Consider the following 17823-nt stretch of genomic DNA (forward strand, 5'->3'; position numbering starts at 1 on the left):
GCATTAGGTATGAATAAGAGACAAGGGAGAGATTTGTTCAATAATTCCCCCTTACCTCCCCTGCCCCCCTGCTCCCCTGCCCCTCTGCTTCCTATTCCCCACTCCCACGTTCCAAGCGCCGTTGCCATTCAGCGTCAATTTGTGCAGAACGCTCAACTTCCTGGTCAAGTAAGTCAGTTTCGCTAGAATACACTAAATCTTCCTTGCTAATGACTTTTTCTTGGGCAAATTGTTGAGCATAGTCGATTTTTTGTTGCAAAGGTGCATCAGGACTTGCCAATAGCCTTGATCGGGAAAGGCGATCGCGATTGCGATCGCCTATTTTGCGATTACGCCACCGAATCCAGAAATAACGCAATAACGGTATGCCTAAGAAACCTGCTCCGTAAGCCAATAGCAGCCAATAAATTCCTTGCACAAAAGCTACCAATCCACCTAATTGGGCAGCAACAGTGCCATCTCTCAACAAACTTCCCAGTACTAAAGCACCAACTAAATTGAGTGCCCCCAACCCTGCACTCAACATAATTTGCCCTGAACTTGCAGCACTAAAACGCCAAGGCAATTCTTCCAAGTAAGATGATATTGAATGACGGCGCTTTTTAACTGCACTCACCTGTAACTCTGGGAAGTAATAAACAATTTGCCCTTCTGGACTTACCGCCGGTTGTCCATTAAATCGCGTCAGAACGGGCAGCATGTAATCTTCGTACTCTCTTGTATATCCCTCGCCTATATCATCCAAGTATGGGGCAATTTGTTCTGCTACTACTGCGCCACGATTGCTCCGAATCACCGTAGCAATTTCTTGCCAGCGACGTTCGTCTAAATTGGCGTTAGGATTTCCATCACCAAACAAAAACGAAAAGACAGCTTCAAAGAAATTCAGATTGCTTTCTTCTCTGGTTTCACGTCGCCGTTCCTGGTAGTAGGTGTCATAATTTGGGCTAAGATACCAGAAGAAATTTGGAAAATAAAAGAAACCCCCACCGCCGGAATTACTGCCGCGATTGTCGCCATCGCGATCGGAATTGGCAGCAGTAATAATTATGAAGATGGTAACAGTTATCAGGGCGATGGAAACAGTTAAGAAAATTCCAAAAGAAATCCGAATCAGGTAAAACAGAACACTCCAGACTTTTTTCCACCATTCCTGCAATCGTAGCCGGAAGTATTTATTACGCAAAATTGCTCGAAAGTTTTGTGGAAAAAGGAAAACTATATCACCTGAATCCGCTACCTGCAAATGTCCTCCAGCATCAGATGCTAGGGCTAACAAGCTTTGATTAGCTTCAGCGACGTTCAATCCTGCCTGGGTTGCCACATCACCAACGGTGACACGGTAGCCCAGTTTTTCGACAGCTTGCATGATGGTGGGATTGGGAGCCATTGCTCTCCCCTCCTGTTGAAACTTATTCCCGTTTTATTAAGTATAAAGTTTTATTTTGATCGACTTAACAGGGGTAACAATAAAGTATGAAATTACATCAATTTAGCAACCCGGCAGTGAAATAACAAACCAACAAATGACCTGACACACAACATGTTATAATTGTTTCCCTCAGCTTGGTTAATCAGCAAATTTTCTGCTCAAATATGGTTCAATATACTCTCGCTCAAAGTCCAGAAATTATCCTTACTGTTTCTGGAAAAGATTCAGCCAAAGCCCGTGATAAAGCAATGGATCAGCTGATGGAACTGATGGATGCAGGTAAGCTACCCACGGAACTGGAAGAAGGATTTGGCCCTCAACAATTAATTGAGGTTAAAGAGTCAACTATTGACACTGCTAGCGGTGAGGATACTATTACACAAGCTGTCCAGGTTTTAAGTAACCTGGCCACACTCAAGCTGAAAGTTCAGGAGTCACGAGCTGAAGCGTTAGAAATTCGCAAAGCGGTTGATGTTCTGTTCACTGACGATTCGGTGACTGAAGAGGAAATTACTCGACTCAAGGAAGGTTTTAAAGTCCTCAAAAATTTTGCCCAAGCTAATGTACGTTATCAAGAAGCACGATCTAAAGCAGAACAGGCTCGGCAAACTCTAGACCAAGCTCTCAAATCCCCTGATAAGTAAGCTCTACATAATCAGATAAATTAAGTTGAATTTCTAGCTAATTGAATAAAAACTCTAAAAGACAGGCGTAACAACCTGTCTTTAGATGTACTGGGGCGCTAGGATTCGAACCTAGGGATGGCGGGACCAAAACCCGCTGCCTTACCACTTGGCTACGCCCCAACGACTTTACTCTAGTTAATATAGCAGTTAATCCTGGGTTTGTGTCAAGTACTTTAATAGTTTATTTCAGATAAAGGATTTTTACGGCGGGACATTGATTGGTCGGAATGCTTACACTTAGACTCTTTCATGGCTTTGGGGTGAACCCTTGAATTGATGCTTGGCTGTATCGTCGAACTCACTTAAAGGGTAAAGGAATTGCGATCGCGATTCTCTTTGCATCCAAAATCTGCTTCACTTGATTATGAACGGCTTATCATCTAGTTCCTGCTTACCATTGAGACACCTAGCGTTGAATATAAAAGCTAGGGGTATCTAGATTATTTCTTTCCACGCCAGTCAATCTTGCCTTATTTCCTTTTCCTTAATCCCCAGTCTCGTGAAGAAAAACTGCTGCAATCCGACTTGATGATAGTAGTTGCTTGGTAGCCAGCCATATAAATAGTGGAATGGTCTTAGCATAGCGACCGCAAAGTCGGCGTGGTTCTTGAATCCATCGATACAGCCATTCAAGTCCTAAGTCTCTAACTATGCGGGGTGCCCGCTTGTGAATTCCTGCATAAACTGGGAAAACTCCACCCAGTCCAATCATTACAGCTTGTATCTTACCTTTATGTTGAGCTATCCAATTTTCTTGCTTAGGACATCCTAGAGATACTAGGACAGCGCTAGCACCACTAGAATTAATCTTTCGAACTAAGGCTTCGTCTTCAGTTTCAGTCAGGGGACGAAAGGGTAGAGGTTCCATCGCCGCAATCTTCATTTGGGGAAATTCCTGCTCTAACCTTTTTCGCATCCTAGAAAGAATTTCTGTTTGGGAACCTAAAAAGAAAATACTGAGATTTTGTGTTTGAGTTCGCTGACACAATGCTAAAAAAATATCCATCCCTGCCACACGGTCTTGGTAAATAGCCCCCATTTTTCGCATCATCCATACAAGAGGCATACCGTCAGGAGTAACTATATCTGCATTTCGTAATACTGTCGCAAACTGTGGATGCCAATGAGCTTCAATGAGCATGTGTACATTAGCTACGTATACAGTTTTACTCTCACGCTTACCCGCCCACTTCAGTATTGTTTGTATCTGCTCGTCAAAACGTAAAGCAGTAATAGGGAAATCAAGCACTTTTTTAGTAGGTAGAAGCACTCTTGCCACCATCAATAACTCCTATGTCCAAGAAAAAAAATCCATAGATTGCTTAGACCATTCCGAATATTGAATAATTCGGATTGGATGACTCCTGACTTTTTATAGGCTTGTGTCATCGTTGGAAGTTAACACATGGAGGTGCAATTGCTTTTTTAGTATGCTTTTAGCTTAATTGGTAATATTATAAGTATTTGGTGTTGTGTCCTAGCTTACTGTTTTAAGCTAGGGGTTTTAGATGCTGCTTGACAAAATTCATACTTTCTTCATAATTAATTTTTGATTGGTTCATGCAAGCATTACAATTATGATAAATTCCTAGTAGAAACTTTATTACTAGGTAGTATTTTTTACGTAATTAGTTTACATAGAAAAACGAAATACCAGACACTCAGTCTGCCGAATTTGATACGTAATTATGTGCTTAAGAGATAAAAGCCCAAAAAATAAAGGGAAGATAAGCTTATCTTCCCCTGTTCGATTATTTTTGTTATTGTCTGGCTTGTTAGCTTCTTTGAGTTTTTGAAGTAACATTTGGCGTTGCTTTTTGAGTTGCCGCTTTCTTGCAGAGCCACCTCTACCTTTGTCATTCCTACCTTCTTTACGGGGAGATTCCCATCTTTTCAGGCGCATGAACTTTTAACCTCTCTATTCTATTTACTTGTTTATATTTACTTGTTTAATAGTGGGCAGGAGGAGAATCGAACTCCTATGACCGCAAGGCCGCCACATTTTGAGTGTGGTGCGTCTACCAATTTCGCCACCCGCCCTTACATCCAACTTAACTATTATATTATAGATGAGCGATTTTGTAACAAGTTTGAAAATTAATTATCAAAGTTTTTCTGGAATAATAATATCTAACTATTATATAAGGCTTAAAAGCGTGGTAACACCAATAAACTAGGGTTAATATCCTGTAGGTTTGCACAGCCGCTAAGTGCCATCCCCACATTTAGCTCATCTTGTAGCAGTGAGATAACATGAGATACACCAACTTGCCCTGCTACTGCTAGTCCCCACAAAATCGGTCGTCCAATCAGTACCGCTTTTGCTCCTAATGCCAGAGCTTTGAGAATGTCTGTGCCCCTGCGAATGCCTCCATCCAGCAGTACTTCTATTTTACCATCCACTGCTGCTACGATTTCAACTAGGGCTTCTATTGAAGCGATCGCACCATCGAGTTGTCTGCCACCATGATTGGAAACAACAATTGCTTGGGCCCCATATTCTACAGCCCGCACAGCATCATCTCCCCGTAAAACTCCTTTGATGACTAAAGGTAATGGAGATAAAGATTGCAACCATTCCAAATCATCCCAAGTTACTGCTGGGTTTAGTTGTTGGGCAAAATAGGTAAATAATCCAGATTCGCCTTTTTCATGGGAAATATCTAGCCCTGAGATGGTGGCGAGATTAGCCAGATGTAAGTCTGTGGGTAAGGCAAACTCGTTACGTCTATCTCTTTCGCGTTGTCCGAGAACTGGTGCATCTACAGTCAGACAAAGTGCTTTGTAGCCTGCTTTATAAGCTTTTTCTACTAAAGCACGAGTTAATCCCTTGTCTTTATGGATGTAAAGCTGGAACCATCGCAGAGAATCTGGAAATTTATCACACGCAGTCGCTACTTCTTCAATGCTCTTTGTGGCCATTGTACTTAATACCATTCCCACACCAGCTGATGCGGCAGCTCGGGCTGTGGCCACTTCTCCGTCTGGATGGGCTAGACATTGAAAGGCCATTGGCGCAATTAATATAGGTAGTTGCAGGGGTTGTCCTAAAATAGAGGTAGTGAGATTGCGATCGCTAACATCGACTAATATCCGAGGTCTTAACTTGACTCGCTCAAAGGCAGCACAATTATCTCGTAATGTGATTTCGTCCCAAGCACCACTGCTATAGTAATCAAGGGTCATTTGAGACAGATGCTCTTTTGCTAGCTTTTCGTACTCAAAGAGATTTATGGGTTGAAAGCGATGGTCGTTGGATACAACTGTCATGGTAGCGGCTGTGGGTTAACCAATAGGATGTTTTTTAATCCGAGTTTTTATTGAACGATTTATTTATTAACTGAGTTCTTTTAAAGGAACCTATCTAATAATTCTTCTTTGGATAGTTGCAGTAATAAAGGAGTAAACTCTTCTGGAGATAATGCCAATAAAGCTTCAGTAACTCCTCTTAGTTCTGCATCTAAAGAACCAAAGCGAACTCGCAACAAATTTTCTATAACATTACGACGTTCTGCTTGAATTCCTTCTTGTTTAACTTCTGCTAATTTTTGCTCGTAAATAGGTGATAAACGCATAATTAAAACTCTATCCTCTTCGTCTATATTTTGATTGAATTCTAAGGTAGTCTTTAAATTCAATAATAAATCAATTGCTTTGGAACGTAAGGGATTATTTTGGGGAAGTGCTTCTAGTTCGTCTATTGCTTGTTGCTGGACTCTTCCCTTACCTAAAATTCTCAACCATAGTGTTTCTTCTGTACACGGTAATTGGTGAATTACTACAATTGCCGTTCTAAAGTAATCGCCTAAAAAATGTACTCCTATTCCCCAATTTTCCTGATCTAGGTTAGTTCTAAAACCATCTAGTATAGATTCAGAAGCTGTGGGTGACAAAATCCACAAACGTGGTAATTCTGATTCTGCAAGACGACTTTTATCACCTTTAGCCTGACGTTTTACTTCAGCAAAGATATCAAATAGCTTATTTATACAACTGCGGATTTCCGCAATCGTCGCCGCATTTCTAAATGGTTCAACTAATGCAGGTTCAGCCGCAAATTTCCCTAACAGCCCTAATTCTATTGGATTTTTTGTGGATTGGGGTGGAGGTACAAAATAAACATCAATCTCTCGGATTTGGGCTGGAACTTTCCGACTGGTTTCCACTTCTCCCAATGGCTGTAACAATTCTTTAAGATAGTCTTTGGCGAATTGGTCGTAAGGGAACCTGGTCATTAGCTGATTTTTGGGCTGTACCAGTATTTTACATCACAGTGCGATCGCATCATTAGTAACTCTACCAGTTTCGCCAGCCGCCTTTGGGTGCAACTTCATTACTTGTTGACTTCAATCCATGAGTTTGGATTAAAGATTGATATTCTGTGCTGCTTGCCCAACGGTCAATTTCTCGCGCCCGCAACACGGGCACTGGATGGGTTAATTGGGCTGTGCGAGCGGTTTTGACCATTTCGCCTAATTCGGTCTTGCTAATGTCATCATAAGCGCGGGCTTGGGCAACAAAGGCATCGAGATTCAGTTGTGGTGCTAAAGTTGGGGAACCACCCGCCAGCTTCATCAACACTGACATGACAACTTTGGGATCTTGGGTTGCTAGTAATGCGGCGCGATCGCAGGTAAACTCAGCACAGCGTACCCATTCTAAAAGTTGTGCCTGTATCGCTTGAGCAACGAAGGTTCCGACATTGGGCACAATTGCCGCAGCTAATATTAGTAAATTTACAGGGGTCAAGTAAACGCTATGGTCACACTTGAGATGTCCTAACTCGTGGGCAATTACTGCCTGGATTTCCACTGGGGTGAGGATATCAATTAGGGATGTGTGTATCACCACAAAGGGCTGTTTACCGCGCACAGCAAAAGTATAGGCGTTGGGAGCCGGATGTTGCCGGACGTATAACTGGGGAGGCTCTATATCCAGAATTTCACAAGCGTCTAACAACAGCTTGTATAAATCGGGCAGTTGATTTTCACCTACCAGAATGCTGGAAGCAATATTTTCTACATAGAAAACCTGCTCTGCCATTGGCCCGAGCCAATTTCGCACCAACATATCTATGCCTGGTATTTGCTTGAGCGTTTTAGTAGCTTCCAGGTCTAATGGATGACGAAATGAGTCAGCTTTTAAACCAATCAGAGGGGTTTTGAAGAAAGACATAGTGCAGCAAGCTATAAAAAACACAACTATGGAATCTGGCTGTTTATTTAACCAGCCACCCACAGTTAGTATAACGATTTAAGCAGGGTGGGCAGGGGGAACAGGGGAGCCGGGGAGAAAATTTTACCTTGTCTCCCTCATTCTTGCCTAAGTCTCAACTAAGAGGCAGGAAGTAGAGATAAGGGAGACAAGAGAGGGATTTGTTCAATAATTCCCCCTTGTTTCCCTTGTCCCCCTGCTCCCTTGCCTCTTATTCAACCTATCAATTTCAACTTGAGAGGCTACTGATGCTGGGAGCGATTTCGGCATCTGCTGATGTTTCGCCCACACGAAGGATTTTAGCTCCCAATTGCTGCAACTTCATATCGAGCCGATCATAGCCGCGATCGAGGTGCTGTAATCCTTGAATGGTCGTTTTTCCTTCTGCTGCCAGTCCTGCTATGACTAGCGCTGCTGATGCTCGTAAGTCTGTGCCTAATACTGGTGCGCCAGATAATTTTGGCACTCCCCGAACGAAAGCAGCGTTGCCTTTAACACGAATGTCTGCCCCCAAACGATTCAACTCTGAGGCATGACGCAAGCGATTTTCAAAGACAGATTCGTTAATCACGCTGTCGCCTTCGGCCAATGTCAGCAAAGACATGAACGGCGCTTGCATATCTGTAGGGAAACCCGGATGGTATTGAGTTTCAATATCCGTTGCCTTGAGAGTTTCCGCCGGCAGAATGCGTAAGTGTTCAGGCTTGTCCTCAATTATCGTCACCCCAATATCCCGCAGCTTGGCAATCACTGGTATAAGATGTTCTGGAGCCACTGGCGAAAGAAGAAGTTCGGAACGGGTAATTGCTGCTGCCAGCAAAAATGTCCCGGCCTCAATGCGATCGGGAATAATACTGTAATCAACAGAATGTAGCTTGGGGACTCCTTCAACAATAATCCTGCTAGTACCCGCCCCCTTAATCTTCGCTCCCATCGCGTTACAGAAGTTAGCTAAATCAACTACTTCCGGTTCTCTGGCAGCATTTTCGATGATGGTTTCGCCCTCTGCCAGGGTAGCAGCCATCATCAAGTTTTCCGTCGCTCCAACGCTGGCGATATCTAAGTAAATCTTCGCACCTTTTAATCTCCGGCTGCTGCCAGGGACGTAGGCATTACAAATGCCATGCTCAATCTGCACCTCAGCCCCCATTGCTTGCAGTCCTCGAACATGCAAGTCAACTGGTCTTGCCCCAATAGCACAACCGCCTGGTAAGGGCATCTGTGCTACTCCCAATCTTGCAAGAATGGCACCAATGGCGAAGAAACTTGCCCTCAATTGGGTAACTAGTTCGTAGGGAGCTTTTGATGTTTTAATTTCGCTGGCGTTGATGTCTAAAATATCGCCTTGGCGCGTTAAGCTTACACCCAAAGCCGATAATACCTGACCCATCCGGTCTACGTCCGCCAATAAGGGGACATTGCGGATACGACAATCGCCCGGACACAGCAAGGCTCCAGCCATGATTACCAGTGCTGCATTTTTTGCCCCGCTAATTTTCACATGACCTCGCAAAGGATGCCCACCCCAAATTTGCAAGACTGAGGAGTCTGCTTCTGGAGCAATTTTGGCATCTGGTAAGCTGGTAGAAGGATTGATAAGCCTACCTCCAAAAGTAATACGTATTTTATATGTTTGAAGTTGGTTTTGATTCTACAGTAAAGATTCAAATTGTCCACATTTTAGAACAGCATATTGCATAAAAAAATTGTTTTTTAGTGAAAAATAATGGCTCAAAGCAAGCAATAGCAATTATTTTGAGCTTTTAAAAAATTTAATAAAAAAGAACGAATAAGTAGTAGTTTTAAGCAAAATTAAATACTCAGTAAAATGACTTAAGTATTCTCTAAAAATCAATGCTGTACTGTTCAGTTAATATTTTGATTCGACCTAATCCCCTGAAAAATTCCTTTCCAGTCTGAGCCTCTTAAAGGAGGCATTAGGTTTTCACTTGACAAAGGTAAAACATAACGCAATAATAGGAAATTGTCGATAAAGACAAGTGCCAGCGGAACTGGCGGAATTGGCAGACGCGCTAGATTCAGGTTCTAGTGCCGCAAGGCTTCCGGGTTCAAGTCCCGGGTTCCGCATAACCAGTGCTGAGTGCCGAGTAGTGAGTGCTGAGAAGGAAAAACTCAGCACTCACTACTCAGCACTCACAACTAAAAAATGTTGACCAGTTTACAAAATTCCTTAGTTAAGCAAATTCGCAAACTCCACTCCACCAAGGAGCGGCACAAGCAGCAGTTATTTTTACTGGAAGGGACGCACCTGTTGGAAGAGGCTTGTGCGGTAAATTACCCACTAGAAACAGTGTGTTGTACTCCAGATTGGCAAGTAGCCCACTCATCACTCTGGGAAGAAGCTTGTAGTAAAAGCGATCGCGCCGAGATTGTCAGCGAGGAAGTCTTAAATGCGATCGCTACTACAGTCCAACCTGATGGTGTGGTAGCAACGGCAAAACGAAGGGATAGCCAAACTCAACTACCATTGACTGGTTTAGTTTTAGCTTTAGAAACAGTACAAGATCCGGGAAACCTGGGTACGATGATTCGCACTGCTGCGGCGGTAGGAGCATCAGGTTTGTGGGTAAGTGGAGATAGTGTCGATTTAGACAGCCCAAAAGTTCTCCGGGCTTCCGCAGGACAATGGTTTCGCCTAGCAACGGCCGTAACCGAAGATTTAAAAGCAACAGTTAAACAAAGTCAGCAAGCAGGAATGCAGGTAGTGGCAACCTTACCCAGTGCGAGTTTAACTTATTGGGATGTGGATTGGCGCAAACCCAGTCTGATTTTACTGGGAAATGAAGGTGCTGGATTGTCGGCAGACTTAGCAGCGATCGCAGATCAACAAGTCAGAATTCCTTTGAGTCCTGGGGTAGAATCTTTGAATGTAGCGATCGCAGCCGCTTTAATGTTGTACGAAGCTAGGCGGCAAATGAGTCAGAGACGCGATTAATCGGTTCTGTACAGGAATGTAAAACTCATAACTTTTCTTGGGTTTTTGTCTTTTCTTCAAGATATTGTTCAATATCAGCAACTGCGTCCTCAAGGGCCGCTAAATCAATAGCGATCAAATCTTGATCGACTTCCACTTCACTGAGATTAGTAATATGCAGTTGGGGAAGTTGTGGAATTTCTTCTTCCTCAGTTTCAATTTCTTGTAAGATATCCTCCAACTGATCGAGGGATTGCTGAAACACTTGATCGGCGACGCGGCGCTGTTGTGGCTGAATTGGCTCCATAATATTGACTTGAAAATCCTGATTTACTGACCTAATTGTGATTGCAGTTTCTACAGATTTAAATTTTGCACTTATAACATCATAGTTGTGTGCTGTATCAACTTTAGCAGTGGTTATCAATAATATCGATACTTGCCTTTGGTCACTTTTGCCAAGTTGTCTCCAATTGTTAGAACTTGTATTTTTGTAAAGACTGTGGAATAATCTCGAAACTTTGTACTTTAATTCGACCGATAAACCGTAGTATAATATCCAGTATACGATTGCACTTTTGCGTCCCCAATAGTTGGTATTTAGTAGTACTGCGCGTCTACGCATTTACAAGGAAAGTATTTTATGAGCAACATACAACTTTACTTTGCCAAAGCCTCCACCTTTTCCCAAAGAACCCGTGTGGTTTTACTAGAAAAAGGAATTGACTTTAACAGCACCGAAATTGACTTACAAAACAAACCAGATGGCTATACACAGATTTCGCGCTACGGCAAAGTCCCTGCGATTAAACATGGGGATATCGAAATTTATGAGTCTGCCATCATCAACGAATATCTTGATGAAGTCTTTCCAGAACCACCTTTATTACCCCGCGATCCAGGAGCTAAAGCGATCGCTCGGATCTGGATAGATTATGCCAACACTCTCTTTGTACCCGCCTTTAACAAATTTCTCCGTGGTAAAGATGCTCAAGAACAGGGACAAGGACAAAGAGAGTTTTTGGAAGCGTTATTGTACATTGAACAAGAAGGACTAGGTAAGCTTTCTGGTAATGGCCCTTACTGGTTAGGGGAGCAGCTGAGTTTAGTTGATATCAGCTTCTATCCTTGGTTTGAACGCTTGCCCCTTCTAGAACACTTCCGCAATTTCACCTTACCAACAGAAACCCCTCGCTTGCAGAAATGGTGGAATACCCTGCGCGATCGCGAGTCAATTCGGGCGGTGGAAAATCCTACAAGCTTCTATTTAGAAAGATTTGCCAAGATTCTTGGTGCGCCCACTCCCGTTGCTTCTGCTCAAAAATAGTTAATAGGTTACAGTCCTCTATCCGCCATCACTAAAACATTGTTGAATTCACTGGGAGATTAACCCATGAGCTTAAACAGTCAATTATTCAAAGATATACCGCACGTTGAGGGAGAACTCCATTACCTCACCCCAACAGCAGAAAAACCTGTTAACTACACCTACGAACCACCGCCAGGTATTCCACAGCGAAGTGGGAAGTATGAGGTACATACACTCCCAATCTACGATGCTCGGGCGATCGCAGAAAATGTGTCCTTAGATCAGCAGGGATTCGCCTTGGTCGAACAGCACAGCACTGTTAAAGACTTTTATGATCGCGATGAGGTGCGCCGCGTTTACTACCCTGAAGCCGAGGAATTTCTCAAGGATTTGACAGGTGCCCAAAGGGTGATAGTGTTCGATCACAACCTGCGTAATGCCGAACGAGCGAAGCAGGGCGAACAAGGCATCAAGACACCAGTAAGAGGCGTACACAACGACTTCACCGCCAAGTCTGGTTATAGTCGCGCCCGTGCCGTGTTGGAAGCAATCGGTACTGAAGATCCTGATGAGCTTCTGCGGCATAGATTTAGTGTAGTCAACCTCTGGCGACCGATCGCAGGGCCAGTTCAAGAGTCTCCATTAGCGGTGTGTGATGCCCAAAGTATCGCACCGAATGACCTCGTGGCTACCGATCTTGTATATCGCGATCGCATTGGCGAAACCTACGCAGTCACATACAATCCAAAACATCGGTGGTTCTACTTTTCGCAAATGCAACGGAACGAAGCCCTACTTATCAAGTGTTTTGATTCAGAGGAAGAAGGTTTAGCGCGGTTCGCCGCCCACACCGCATTCGACGACCCAACAAGCCAGCCAGATGCCCCACCACGTGAGAGTATTGAGTTGCGAACGTTGGTTTTCTATGCCGCATAATTAGCAGGGAGCAGGGAGCAGGGAGCAAGGGGGCAGGGAGCAGGGGAGCAGAGGGGAAAGAGAGAGGTAATTATTAATTCTCTCCCCATGCCCAATACCCAATACCCAATACCCAATGCCCAATCCCCAATGCCCAATGCCCCATGCCCAATGCCCCATGCCCAATCCCCCTAATTCAATTCAAACCTTGCTTGAAAGAAGCGGAGATACTTCGGCTCATAAATCATTTTGAGTCCGCGTAAGCGATCGCGATTATAAAAAACTTCTTCAACGGCTTCAGCAGTCAAATCCATGTGAGCCTGGGTGTAAACACGGCGGGGAATAGTTAAACGGACTAGTTCTAACTCTGGATAATAATTATCGCCTGTTTCTTTATTGCGCCCTGCGGAAACGATGCCCCGTTCCATTGCCCGAATGCCTGCCTCTAGATATAGTTCTGCTGCTAGACGTTGTGCCGGAAATTGGTCTTGGGGGATTTGTGGTAAAAAGCGTTTGGCATCTAAATAAATGGCATGACCACCAATCGGCACAACAATTGGAATACCCCAATCTAAAAGCTTTTGTCCGAGGTATTCAACCTGACCGACACGGGCACGAATATGATCGTCTTGAACTGATTCTTCTATACCCCGTGCCATAGCTTCCATATCCCGGCCAGCCATACCACCGTAAGTATGTAAACCTTCATAAATTACGATTAGGTTACGTGCTTCTTCGTAAAGATTATAGTCATTGAGAGCCAGCCAACCGCCAATGTTAACTAGTGCATCCTTCTTGCCGCTCATGGTGCAACCGTCCGTATAGGAGCAAAATTCGCGTAAGATGGTAGCGATCGCTTGGCTGGAATAATCCTCTTCCCTCTGCTGGATAAAGTAAGCGTTTTCCACAGCGCGGGTGGCATCAAGAATAACGCGGATACCGTAAGTTTGGGCTAACTGATGTACTGCCCGCAGGTTAACCATAGAAATCGGCTGTCCGCCAGCCATATTCACGGTTCCGGCGACGCTGATATAGGGAATACGTTCTGCCCCAACTCGCTCAATTAGGTCTGTAAGCTTTTGTAAGTCTACATTGCCCTTGAATGGATGCAGTGATTGAGCATCGTGGGCTTCATCAATAATCACATCGACAAAAGTGCCGCCAGCTAACTCCTGATGCAGTCTGGTTGTGGTGAAATACATATTGCCAGGTATGTAGTCTCCTGGTTTGATCAGTATTTGAGAAAGAATATTTTCTGCACCACGCCCTTGGTGAGTAGGTACAATATGGCGATAGCCGTAATACTTTTGGATACTAGCTTCTAAATTGTAAAAATTTTTGCTGCCGGCATAAGCTTCATCACCTAGCATCATCCCTGCCCACTGATAATCACTCATGGCTGAAGTGCCGCTATCAGTGAGCAAATCAATATAGACATCTTCAGAACGCAGTAGAAAAGTATTGTAACCCGATTGTGCGATCGCTTGTTCGCGTTCAGCGCGAGTAGTGATTTTTAATGGCTCAACTACCTTGATTTTATATGGCTCTGCCCAAGAGCGACGGCGGCGCGGGGAAGTTTGCTTGGCATCGGTCATAGATTCATTCCTCCTTCATGCAGGTAAGGCAAATATTTGCATACCATTTTGGGTGCTAATAGTTGCTGTTGCCAAGACCGTCATAAGTACTTTTAGCGTTCTTTAGGGGCACACCACTGAGCTATTGGTTCAATTCGTGCTTGCTGGATCAATTCCAAAACTTGTGATTTATTACAACCATAGGTAGATGCTAATAATTCCTCACCTTGTTTTTTTGCATCGTCGGCTGATATACCAAAGGTCATAATTTCTTCGTCTTGGTTAGCTGTAATTCTCTCAACTGGAATAATACATATATATTGCGGTTCATTCTGTCTTATTTGTTGCACCATTATTTACCTACCATTTCACTATTAGTTGTATCTATTTTAAAGTCTAGATAAATCACGAGTGAAAGTGAAACATAATCAGTATTTAAGTAGTTTTTGATTAAAAAAATACTAGTTTTTACACATGGTTAAGGCAACGTTAAGAATTCTCTCAAAATTGCCAAATTTCTAAGTGTAAACAGTTACGTATGGGAAAATAAAGTTAAGCATCAACAAATATCTTTTTGTAAATTTTTGTTTATTAGATCGGTAATGCGTTAAGACACACGCTTTATCGTAAACATCCCTAAACGGATTAATTTAAATCTCTGTTGATTAGTCTTTGGGAATCAGCTAATAAAGGCTGATATTCCTAAAGATGAACTTTTTTTTGCTCAATCCAGGCTTCATACCTTGAGTAAGTGCAAGTTTAATAAAAATTGGAGGTTATATGGCAATTCGAAATAACTTAGTTAACAATTTCTGGCAAAGAGTACAAAAAGATTCAGTTAGTTGGGGTTCGTTAGCTCTTTGGATCAGTGGATTAGTTGTTCTATTAGTAATGCTTACCATGTTTTCTAACGCTTAGGTTATTCTAGTTCCTGGGCGACAGCCTGGGAACTAAAATAGGGTAGACTTTCATCCCTAGAAAGCTCAAATTTATGAACTGTAAACTTTTGGTAACAGTCGTAATGCTAGCTACTACTAGCTTTGTTACTCCTGTTAAATCTCAAGAACTTACTACCGACACACCAGCAAAATCGAATCAAGTTTTGAATGCTTGTATCCAAAATCAAGCAGAAACTTTGCCGAATCCCTTTAGTGATGTGCCAAAAGACCATTGGGCTTTTAAAGCAGTTATGACCATGCACTACTGCGGTGCATTTCGTAAAGCTACGCCACCAGCTTTATTTAATAAATTGCAACCAACAAATAGCCAGCAGCAACCGCAGAAAGAACCGCAGTTTGAAAAATAAAATAGGAGTCTTATAACTATATTAAATAGCAGAAATTAAGCCAATGAGTGAGAAGGATTGCAGAAAGACTGTCATCCAAACAGGTCAAAAAGTCAATTTTGTAGATATTGGCAGTTCATTTTTGCCTGCCTTTGAAAAGATAACGAGTGTTCTAGTCGTACCTTTTACCAAGGATGGTTTAATTGTATGCGCTCTCCTTGACCGTGGTATTGACCTTCCTGGAGGACATGTGCAGATAGGCGAATTGACTTGTGAGGAAACTGCAAGACGAGAAGTTATGGAGGAGGTAAAAGTAACTCTAGGAGAATTAAAACTTGTAAAATTTATCCAGTCTGATTTTTACGGTAGTCAACCTGAGCAGCTTACATACCTTGTGGTCATGACTGGATTTGTTGAGGAAATAATCTCTAACAATGGCTACGACTGTCTAAGCTTATGTACACATGAAAGTATGGGAAGAAACATTATAGATATTGATGAATTCATTTCTCAATATCAAGCAGGCAATAAAAATGATATGCGTCAAATTGTGCTAGACGCAAAAAGTGTGCTATTCGGCATCTAATGGTATTTTCGCCTTTTGAAACAGCTGCTCAACAGTAAATTCCAGTCCCTCAAATAGGGAATCTGTGAGTAATTCGTCTCCCATATAAGTTTGTGGTGCTGCATCTGGATAAAAAACAGTAATACTTCTGGCTTTACTATCTACCACCCACACCCGCAGCACTTTAGCATCCAAATAGTCTTTGGCTTTAGCTGCCATTTGTCCAAAGGTTTGTCCAGGCGAAATAATTTCAATCACCAAATCGGGAGGAACAGGACAAGCTTCGTTTTCATCCCAGTTAGTGGGTAAACGTTCATAAGAGATGTACAAAATATCTGGTGTTGGTACCCAATCTCGCCCCCGACGATTTAATGCAACAGACCATTCCGGGCAAACTTCTCCTTTACCTTCATACGATTGCTCAATCAAATTGAGAAGAACACGGGTAAGTTTTGCGTGAAAAAATTTTGGTGACATTTTAGGAATTGCTTGACCATCAACAAGTTCATAAGTTATATCTCCTTCACCTGGTGAAAGATTTAAGAACTCTTGCAAGGTTAATTGATTTTTGGCTTGGAGTATCATGGCTCAGTAATTCGTAATTCGTAATTTAAGGACAGAGAAACTAATTTCAATTCTGACTTCTATTAGCTCATTCTGACTCCTGAATTCTTCTGCAAATTGTTCACATTCCCCGCAAGACTTGCCGAATAATATCTGATGGCACTTCGTCGGTAACTGTCACTACACCAATTTGCGTTGGTAAAACAAACCGCACTTTTCCTGCTTTAACTTTTTTATCTAGTTGCAACGCTTCAATAATTCCTTCAATATCCAACCCAGATGGTAACTGAGTCGGTAAACCTGTTTTTTGAATTAAAGCATTTTGACGTTCCGTGTCTTCCTTTTGCCACATTCCCAATTCGACGGCAATCTGACCGGCTGCTACCATACCAATAGCCACTGCTTCACCGTGATTCACTAAACGATAACCAGTTAAGCTTTCCACTGCATGACCGATGGTATGTCCATAGTTGAGAATTGCGCGTAATCCGCCTTCTTTCTCATCTTTGCCAACAACGTCAGCTTTGGCTTGGCAAGAGCGCGTTAATATGGTGTCTATTAGCTCAGGTTTTACATAGCGGAGTTGGTCAAGCCGTTTACTTGCTTCCAACTGGGCAAACAATTCAGCATCCCAAATTACACCGTACTTAATAACTTCAGCCATCCCTGCCCGAAACTCGCGCATCGGAAGGGTTTTTAACACATCTGGGTCAATCAAAACCAAGCGCGGCTGATGGAATGCCCCAATCAAGTTTTTACCGTGGGGATGATTCACGCCAGTTTTACCACCAATTGCCGAATCTACCATCGCCAAGAGAGTTGTAGGCACTTGGACAACATTAATACCCCGCAACCAGGTTGCGGCTGCAAAGCCAGTCATATCGCCAATCACACCTCCGCCCAAAGCCACCATTGTCGCAGAACGTTCTAGGCGGTTTTCCAAGGCTATATCGTAGAGTTTTTGGATGGAATTAAGGGTTTTGTAGCGTTCACCAGGCGGTAGGGTGCAGCTAGCGACTTCAAATCCCGCAGATGTCAGGGATGTAATTGCTCTTTCCCCATAATGCTTAAAAATCGTTGGATTAGAAACTAGCAGTACTTTCTTGCCTAGCTTCAGATTGGCCATCTGTTGACCCAGTTGATCTAAACTCGAAGGTGCGTTAGCGCAGCTCAACGAAGTTATCGCAATCTCATAAGACTGCTCTGGTAAATTTACATTAATTAAAGAAGTCATTGCTCAACCCCAAACAAGCGCCCGTGGGCTGTATTCTATCGCAATCTGGGAGTGGGGGAGATGAGGCAGACAAGAATAACCATGCCCCAATGACAAATGACAAATGACAA

The 17823-nt window shown here is 43.0% G+C and carries 18 protein-coding genes and 3 tRNA genes; 7 read left to right on the forward strand and 14 right to left on the reverse strand.

Translation table 11 applies throughout. The annotated features are described in order from the left end of the window. Positions 1–91: 91 nt before the first annotated feature. Positions 92–1390 (reverse strand): hypothetical protein, encoded by a 1299-nt coding sequence (locus FD724_RS16100; RefSeq protein ID WP_114084507.1) that lies wholly within the window; start codon positions 1388–1390, stop codon positions 92–94. 206 nt (positions 1391–1596) lie between these two features. Here FD724_RS16100 and FD724_RS16105 point away from each other — a divergent pair, with 206 nt between their 5' ends. Then, positions 1597–2076 (forward strand): hypothetical protein, encoded by a 480-nt coding sequence (locus FD724_RS16105; protein WP_012411525.1) that lies wholly within the window; start codon positions 1597–1599, stop codon positions 2074–2076. Positions 2077–2166: 90 nt separating this feature from the next. Here the strand turns inward: FD724_RS16105 and FD724_RS16110 are convergent. From FD724_RS16110 to murA, 8 genes are all read right to left on the reverse strand, one after another. Further along, positions 2167–2238, reverse strand: a tRNA-Gln gene (locus tag FD724_RS16110). A gap of 364 nt (positions 2239–2602) precedes the next feature. Beyond that, the gene (locus FD724_RS16115; RefSeq protein ID WP_163926595.1) at positions 2603–3400 is read right to left on the reverse strand and encodes a WecB/TagA/CpsF family glycosyltransferase; all 798 of its coding nucleotides are present in this window, start codon (positions 3398–3400) and stop codon (positions 2603–2605) included. Between the two features lie 351 nt (positions 3401–3751). Further along, positions 3752–4021: a hypothetical protein gene (locus tag FD724_RS16120; RefSeq protein ID WP_245246164.1), complete on the reverse strand. Its 270-nt coding sequence runs from the start codon at positions 4019–4021 to the stop codon at positions 3752–3754. A 53-nt stretch (positions 4022–4074) separates the two neighbouring features. Further along, positions 4075–4158 (reverse strand) — tRNA-Leu (locus tag FD724_RS16125). A 108-nt stretch (positions 4159–4266) separates the two neighbouring features. Next, complete coding sequence (locus tag FD724_RS16130; RefSeq protein WP_179073313.1) at positions 4267–5388, reverse strand: alpha-hydroxy acid oxidase; 1122 nt, start codon at positions 5386–5388, stop codon at positions 4267–4269. An 80-nt stretch (positions 5389–5468) separates the two neighbouring features. Further along, the gene (locus FD724_RS16135; protein ID WP_179073314.1) at positions 5469–6353 is read right to left on the reverse strand and encodes a hypothetical protein; all 885 of its coding nucleotides are present in this window, start codon (positions 6351–6353) and stop codon (positions 5469–5471) included. Between the two features lie 61 nt (positions 6354–6414). Then, positions 6415–7293 (reverse strand): M48 family metallopeptidase, encoded by an 879-nt coding sequence (locus tag FD724_RS16140; RefSeq protein WP_114084511.1) that lies wholly within the window; start codon positions 7291–7293, stop codon positions 6415–6417. Between the two features lie 268 nt (positions 7294–7561). Next, positions 7562–8929 (reverse strand): UDP-N-acetylglucosamine 1-carboxyvinyltransferase, encoded by a 1368-nt coding sequence (gene murA / locus FD724_RS16145; protein WP_114084512.1) that lies wholly within the window; start codon positions 8927–8929, stop codon positions 7562–7564. Positions 8930–9338: 409 nt separating this feature from the next. Between murA and FD724_RS16150 the strand changes: the two genes are divergently transcribed. Both FD724_RS16150 and FD724_RS16155 read left to right on the forward strand, forming a co-directional pair. After that, positions 9339–9420: transfer RNA gene (locus tag FD724_RS16150), tRNA-Leu, on the forward strand. 79 nt (positions 9421–9499) lie between these two features. Beyond that, complete coding sequence (locus FD724_RS16155; RefSeq protein WP_179073315.1) at positions 9500–10288, forward strand: RNA methyltransferase; 789 nt, start codon at positions 9500–9502, stop codon at positions 10286–10288. Between the two features lie 25 nt (positions 10289–10313). Here the strand turns inward: FD724_RS16155 and FD724_RS41700 are convergent, their stop codons facing one another. Next, complete coding sequence (locus FD724_RS41700; RefSeq protein ID WP_306297092.1) at positions 10314–10892, reverse strand: hypothetical protein; 579 nt, start codon at positions 10890–10892, stop codon at positions 10314–10316. 18 nt (positions 10893–10910) lie between these two features. Here FD724_RS41700 and FD724_RS16165 point away from each other — a divergent pair, with 18 nt between their 5' ends. Then, entirely contained in the window at positions 10911–11594 is a 684-nt protein-coding gene (locus FD724_RS16165) for a glutathione S-transferase family protein (RefSeq protein WP_179073316.1), read from the forward strand. Positions 11595–11660: 66 nt separating this feature from the next. Further along, positions 11661–12512 (forward strand): CmcJ/NvfI family oxidoreductase, encoded by an 852-nt coding sequence (locus FD724_RS16170; RefSeq protein WP_179073317.1) that lies wholly within the window; start codon positions 11661–11663, stop codon positions 12510–12512. 170 nt (positions 12513–12682) lie between these two features. Here FD724_RS16170 and FD724_RS16175 read toward each other — a convergent pair whose 3' ends face one another. Then, complete coding sequence (locus FD724_RS16175; RefSeq protein ID WP_179073318.1) at positions 12683–14086, reverse strand: tyrosine phenol-lyase; 1404 nt, start codon at positions 14084–14086, stop codon at positions 12683–12685. 92 nt (positions 14087–14178) lie between these two features. Further along, on the reverse strand, positions 14179–14418 hold the full coding sequence (locus FD724_RS16180) for a hypothetical protein (protein WP_179073319.1): 240 nt from the start codon (positions 14416–14418) through the stop codon (positions 14179–14181). Between the two features lie 638 nt (positions 14419–15056). Between FD724_RS16180 and FD724_RS16185 the strand changes: the two genes are divergently transcribed. Both FD724_RS16185 and FD724_RS16190 read left to right on the forward strand, forming a co-directional pair. After that, entirely contained in the window at positions 15057–15371 is a 315-nt protein-coding gene (locus tag FD724_RS16185; RefSeq protein WP_179073320.1) for an S-layer protein, read from the forward strand. 43 nt (positions 15372–15414) lie between these two features. After that, a complete protein-coding gene (locus FD724_RS16190) occupies positions 15415–15936 on the forward strand; it encodes an NUDIX hydrolase (protein WP_114084519.1) in 522 nt (173 codons plus the stop codon). Here FD724_RS16190 and FD724_RS16195 read toward each other — a convergent pair. After that, complete coding sequence (locus FD724_RS16195; protein ID WP_179073321.1) at positions 15922–16500, reverse strand: Uma2 family endonuclease; 579 nt, start codon at positions 16498–16500, stop codon at positions 15922–15924. The two genes, FD724_RS16190 and FD724_RS16195, sit on opposite strands and share 15 nt — an antisense overlap. A gap of 100 nt (positions 16501–16600) precedes the next feature. Beyond that, a complete protein-coding gene (aroB, locus tag FD724_RS16200) occupies positions 16601–17713 on the reverse strand; it encodes a 3-dehydroquinate synthase (RefSeq protein WP_179073322.1) in 1113 nt (370 codons plus the stop codon). Positions 17714–17823 lie beyond the last annotated feature (110 nt).

It is taken from the genome of Nostoc sp. C057 (genome assembly GCF_013393925.1).
Lineage (GTDB): Bacteria > Cyanobacteriota > Cyanobacteriia > Cyanobacteriales > Nostocaceae > Nostoc > Nostoc muscorum_A.

Excerpts from the sequence above, each read along its gene's own strand:
- FD724_RS16100 (WP_114084507.1), bottom strand. The coding sequence starts at position 1,390 with ATGGCTCCCAATCCCACCATCATGCAAGCTGTCGAAAAACTGGGCTAC.
- FD724_RS16105 (WP_012411525.1), top strand. The coding sequence starts at position 1,597 with ATGGTTCAATATACTCTCGCTCAAAGTCCAGAAATTATCCTTACTGTT.
- FD724_RS16115 (WP_163926595.1), bottom strand. The coding sequence starts at position 3,400 with ATGGTGGCAAGAGTGCTTCTACCTACTAAAAAAGTGCTTGATTTCCCT.
- FD724_RS16120 (WP_245246164.1), bottom strand. The coding sequence starts at position 4,021 with ATGCGCCTGAAAAGATGGGAATCTCCCCGTAAAGAAGGTAGGAATGAC.
- FD724_RS16130 (WP_179073313.1), bottom strand. The coding sequence starts at position 5,388 with ATGACAGTTGTATCCAACGACCATCGCTTTCAACCCATAAATCTCTTT.
- FD724_RS16135 (WP_179073314.1), bottom strand. The coding sequence starts at position 6,353 with ATGACCAGGTTCCCTTACGACCAATTCGCCAAAGACTATCTTAAAGAA.
- FD724_RS16140 (WP_114084511.1), bottom strand. The coding sequence starts at position 7,293 with ATGTCTTTCTTCAAAACCCCTCTGATTGGTTTAAAAGCTGACTCATTT.
- FD724_RS16155 (WP_179073315.1), top strand. The coding sequence starts at position 9,500 with ATGTTGACCAGTTTACAAAATTCCTTAGTTAAGCAAATTCGCAAACTC.
- FD724_RS41700 (WP_306297092.1), bottom strand. The coding sequence starts at position 10,892 with ATGCGTAGACGCGCAGTACTACTAAATACCAACTATTGGGGACGCAAA.
- FD724_RS16165 (WP_179073316.1), top strand. The coding sequence starts at position 10,911 with ATGAGCAACATACAACTTTACTTTGCCAAAGCCTCCACCTTTTCCCAA.
- FD724_RS16170 (WP_179073317.1), top strand. The coding sequence starts at position 11,661 with ATGAGCTTAAACAGTCAATTATTCAAAGATATACCGCACGTTGAGGGA.
- FD724_RS16175 (WP_179073318.1), bottom strand. The coding sequence starts at position 14,086 with ATGACCGATGCCAAGCAAACTTCCCCGCGCCGCCGTCGCTCTTGGGCA.
- FD724_RS16180 (WP_179073319.1), bottom strand. The coding sequence starts at position 14,418 with ATGGTGCAACAAATAAGACAGAATGAACCGCAATATATATGTATTATT.
- FD724_RS16185 (WP_179073320.1), top strand. The coding sequence starts at position 15,057 with ATGAACTGTAAACTTTTGGTAACAGTCGTAATGCTAGCTACTACTAGC.
- FD724_RS16190 (WP_114084519.1), top strand. The coding sequence starts at position 15,415 with ATGAGTGAGAAGGATTGCAGAAAGACTGTCATCCAAACAGGTCAAAAA.
- FD724_RS16195 (WP_179073321.1), bottom strand. The coding sequence starts at position 16,500 with ATGATACTCCAAGCCAAAAATCAATTAACCTTGCAAGAGTTCTTAAAT.
- aroB (WP_179073322.1), bottom strand. The coding sequence starts at position 17,713 with ATGACTTCTTTAATTAATGTAAATTTACCAGAGCAGTCTTATGAGATT.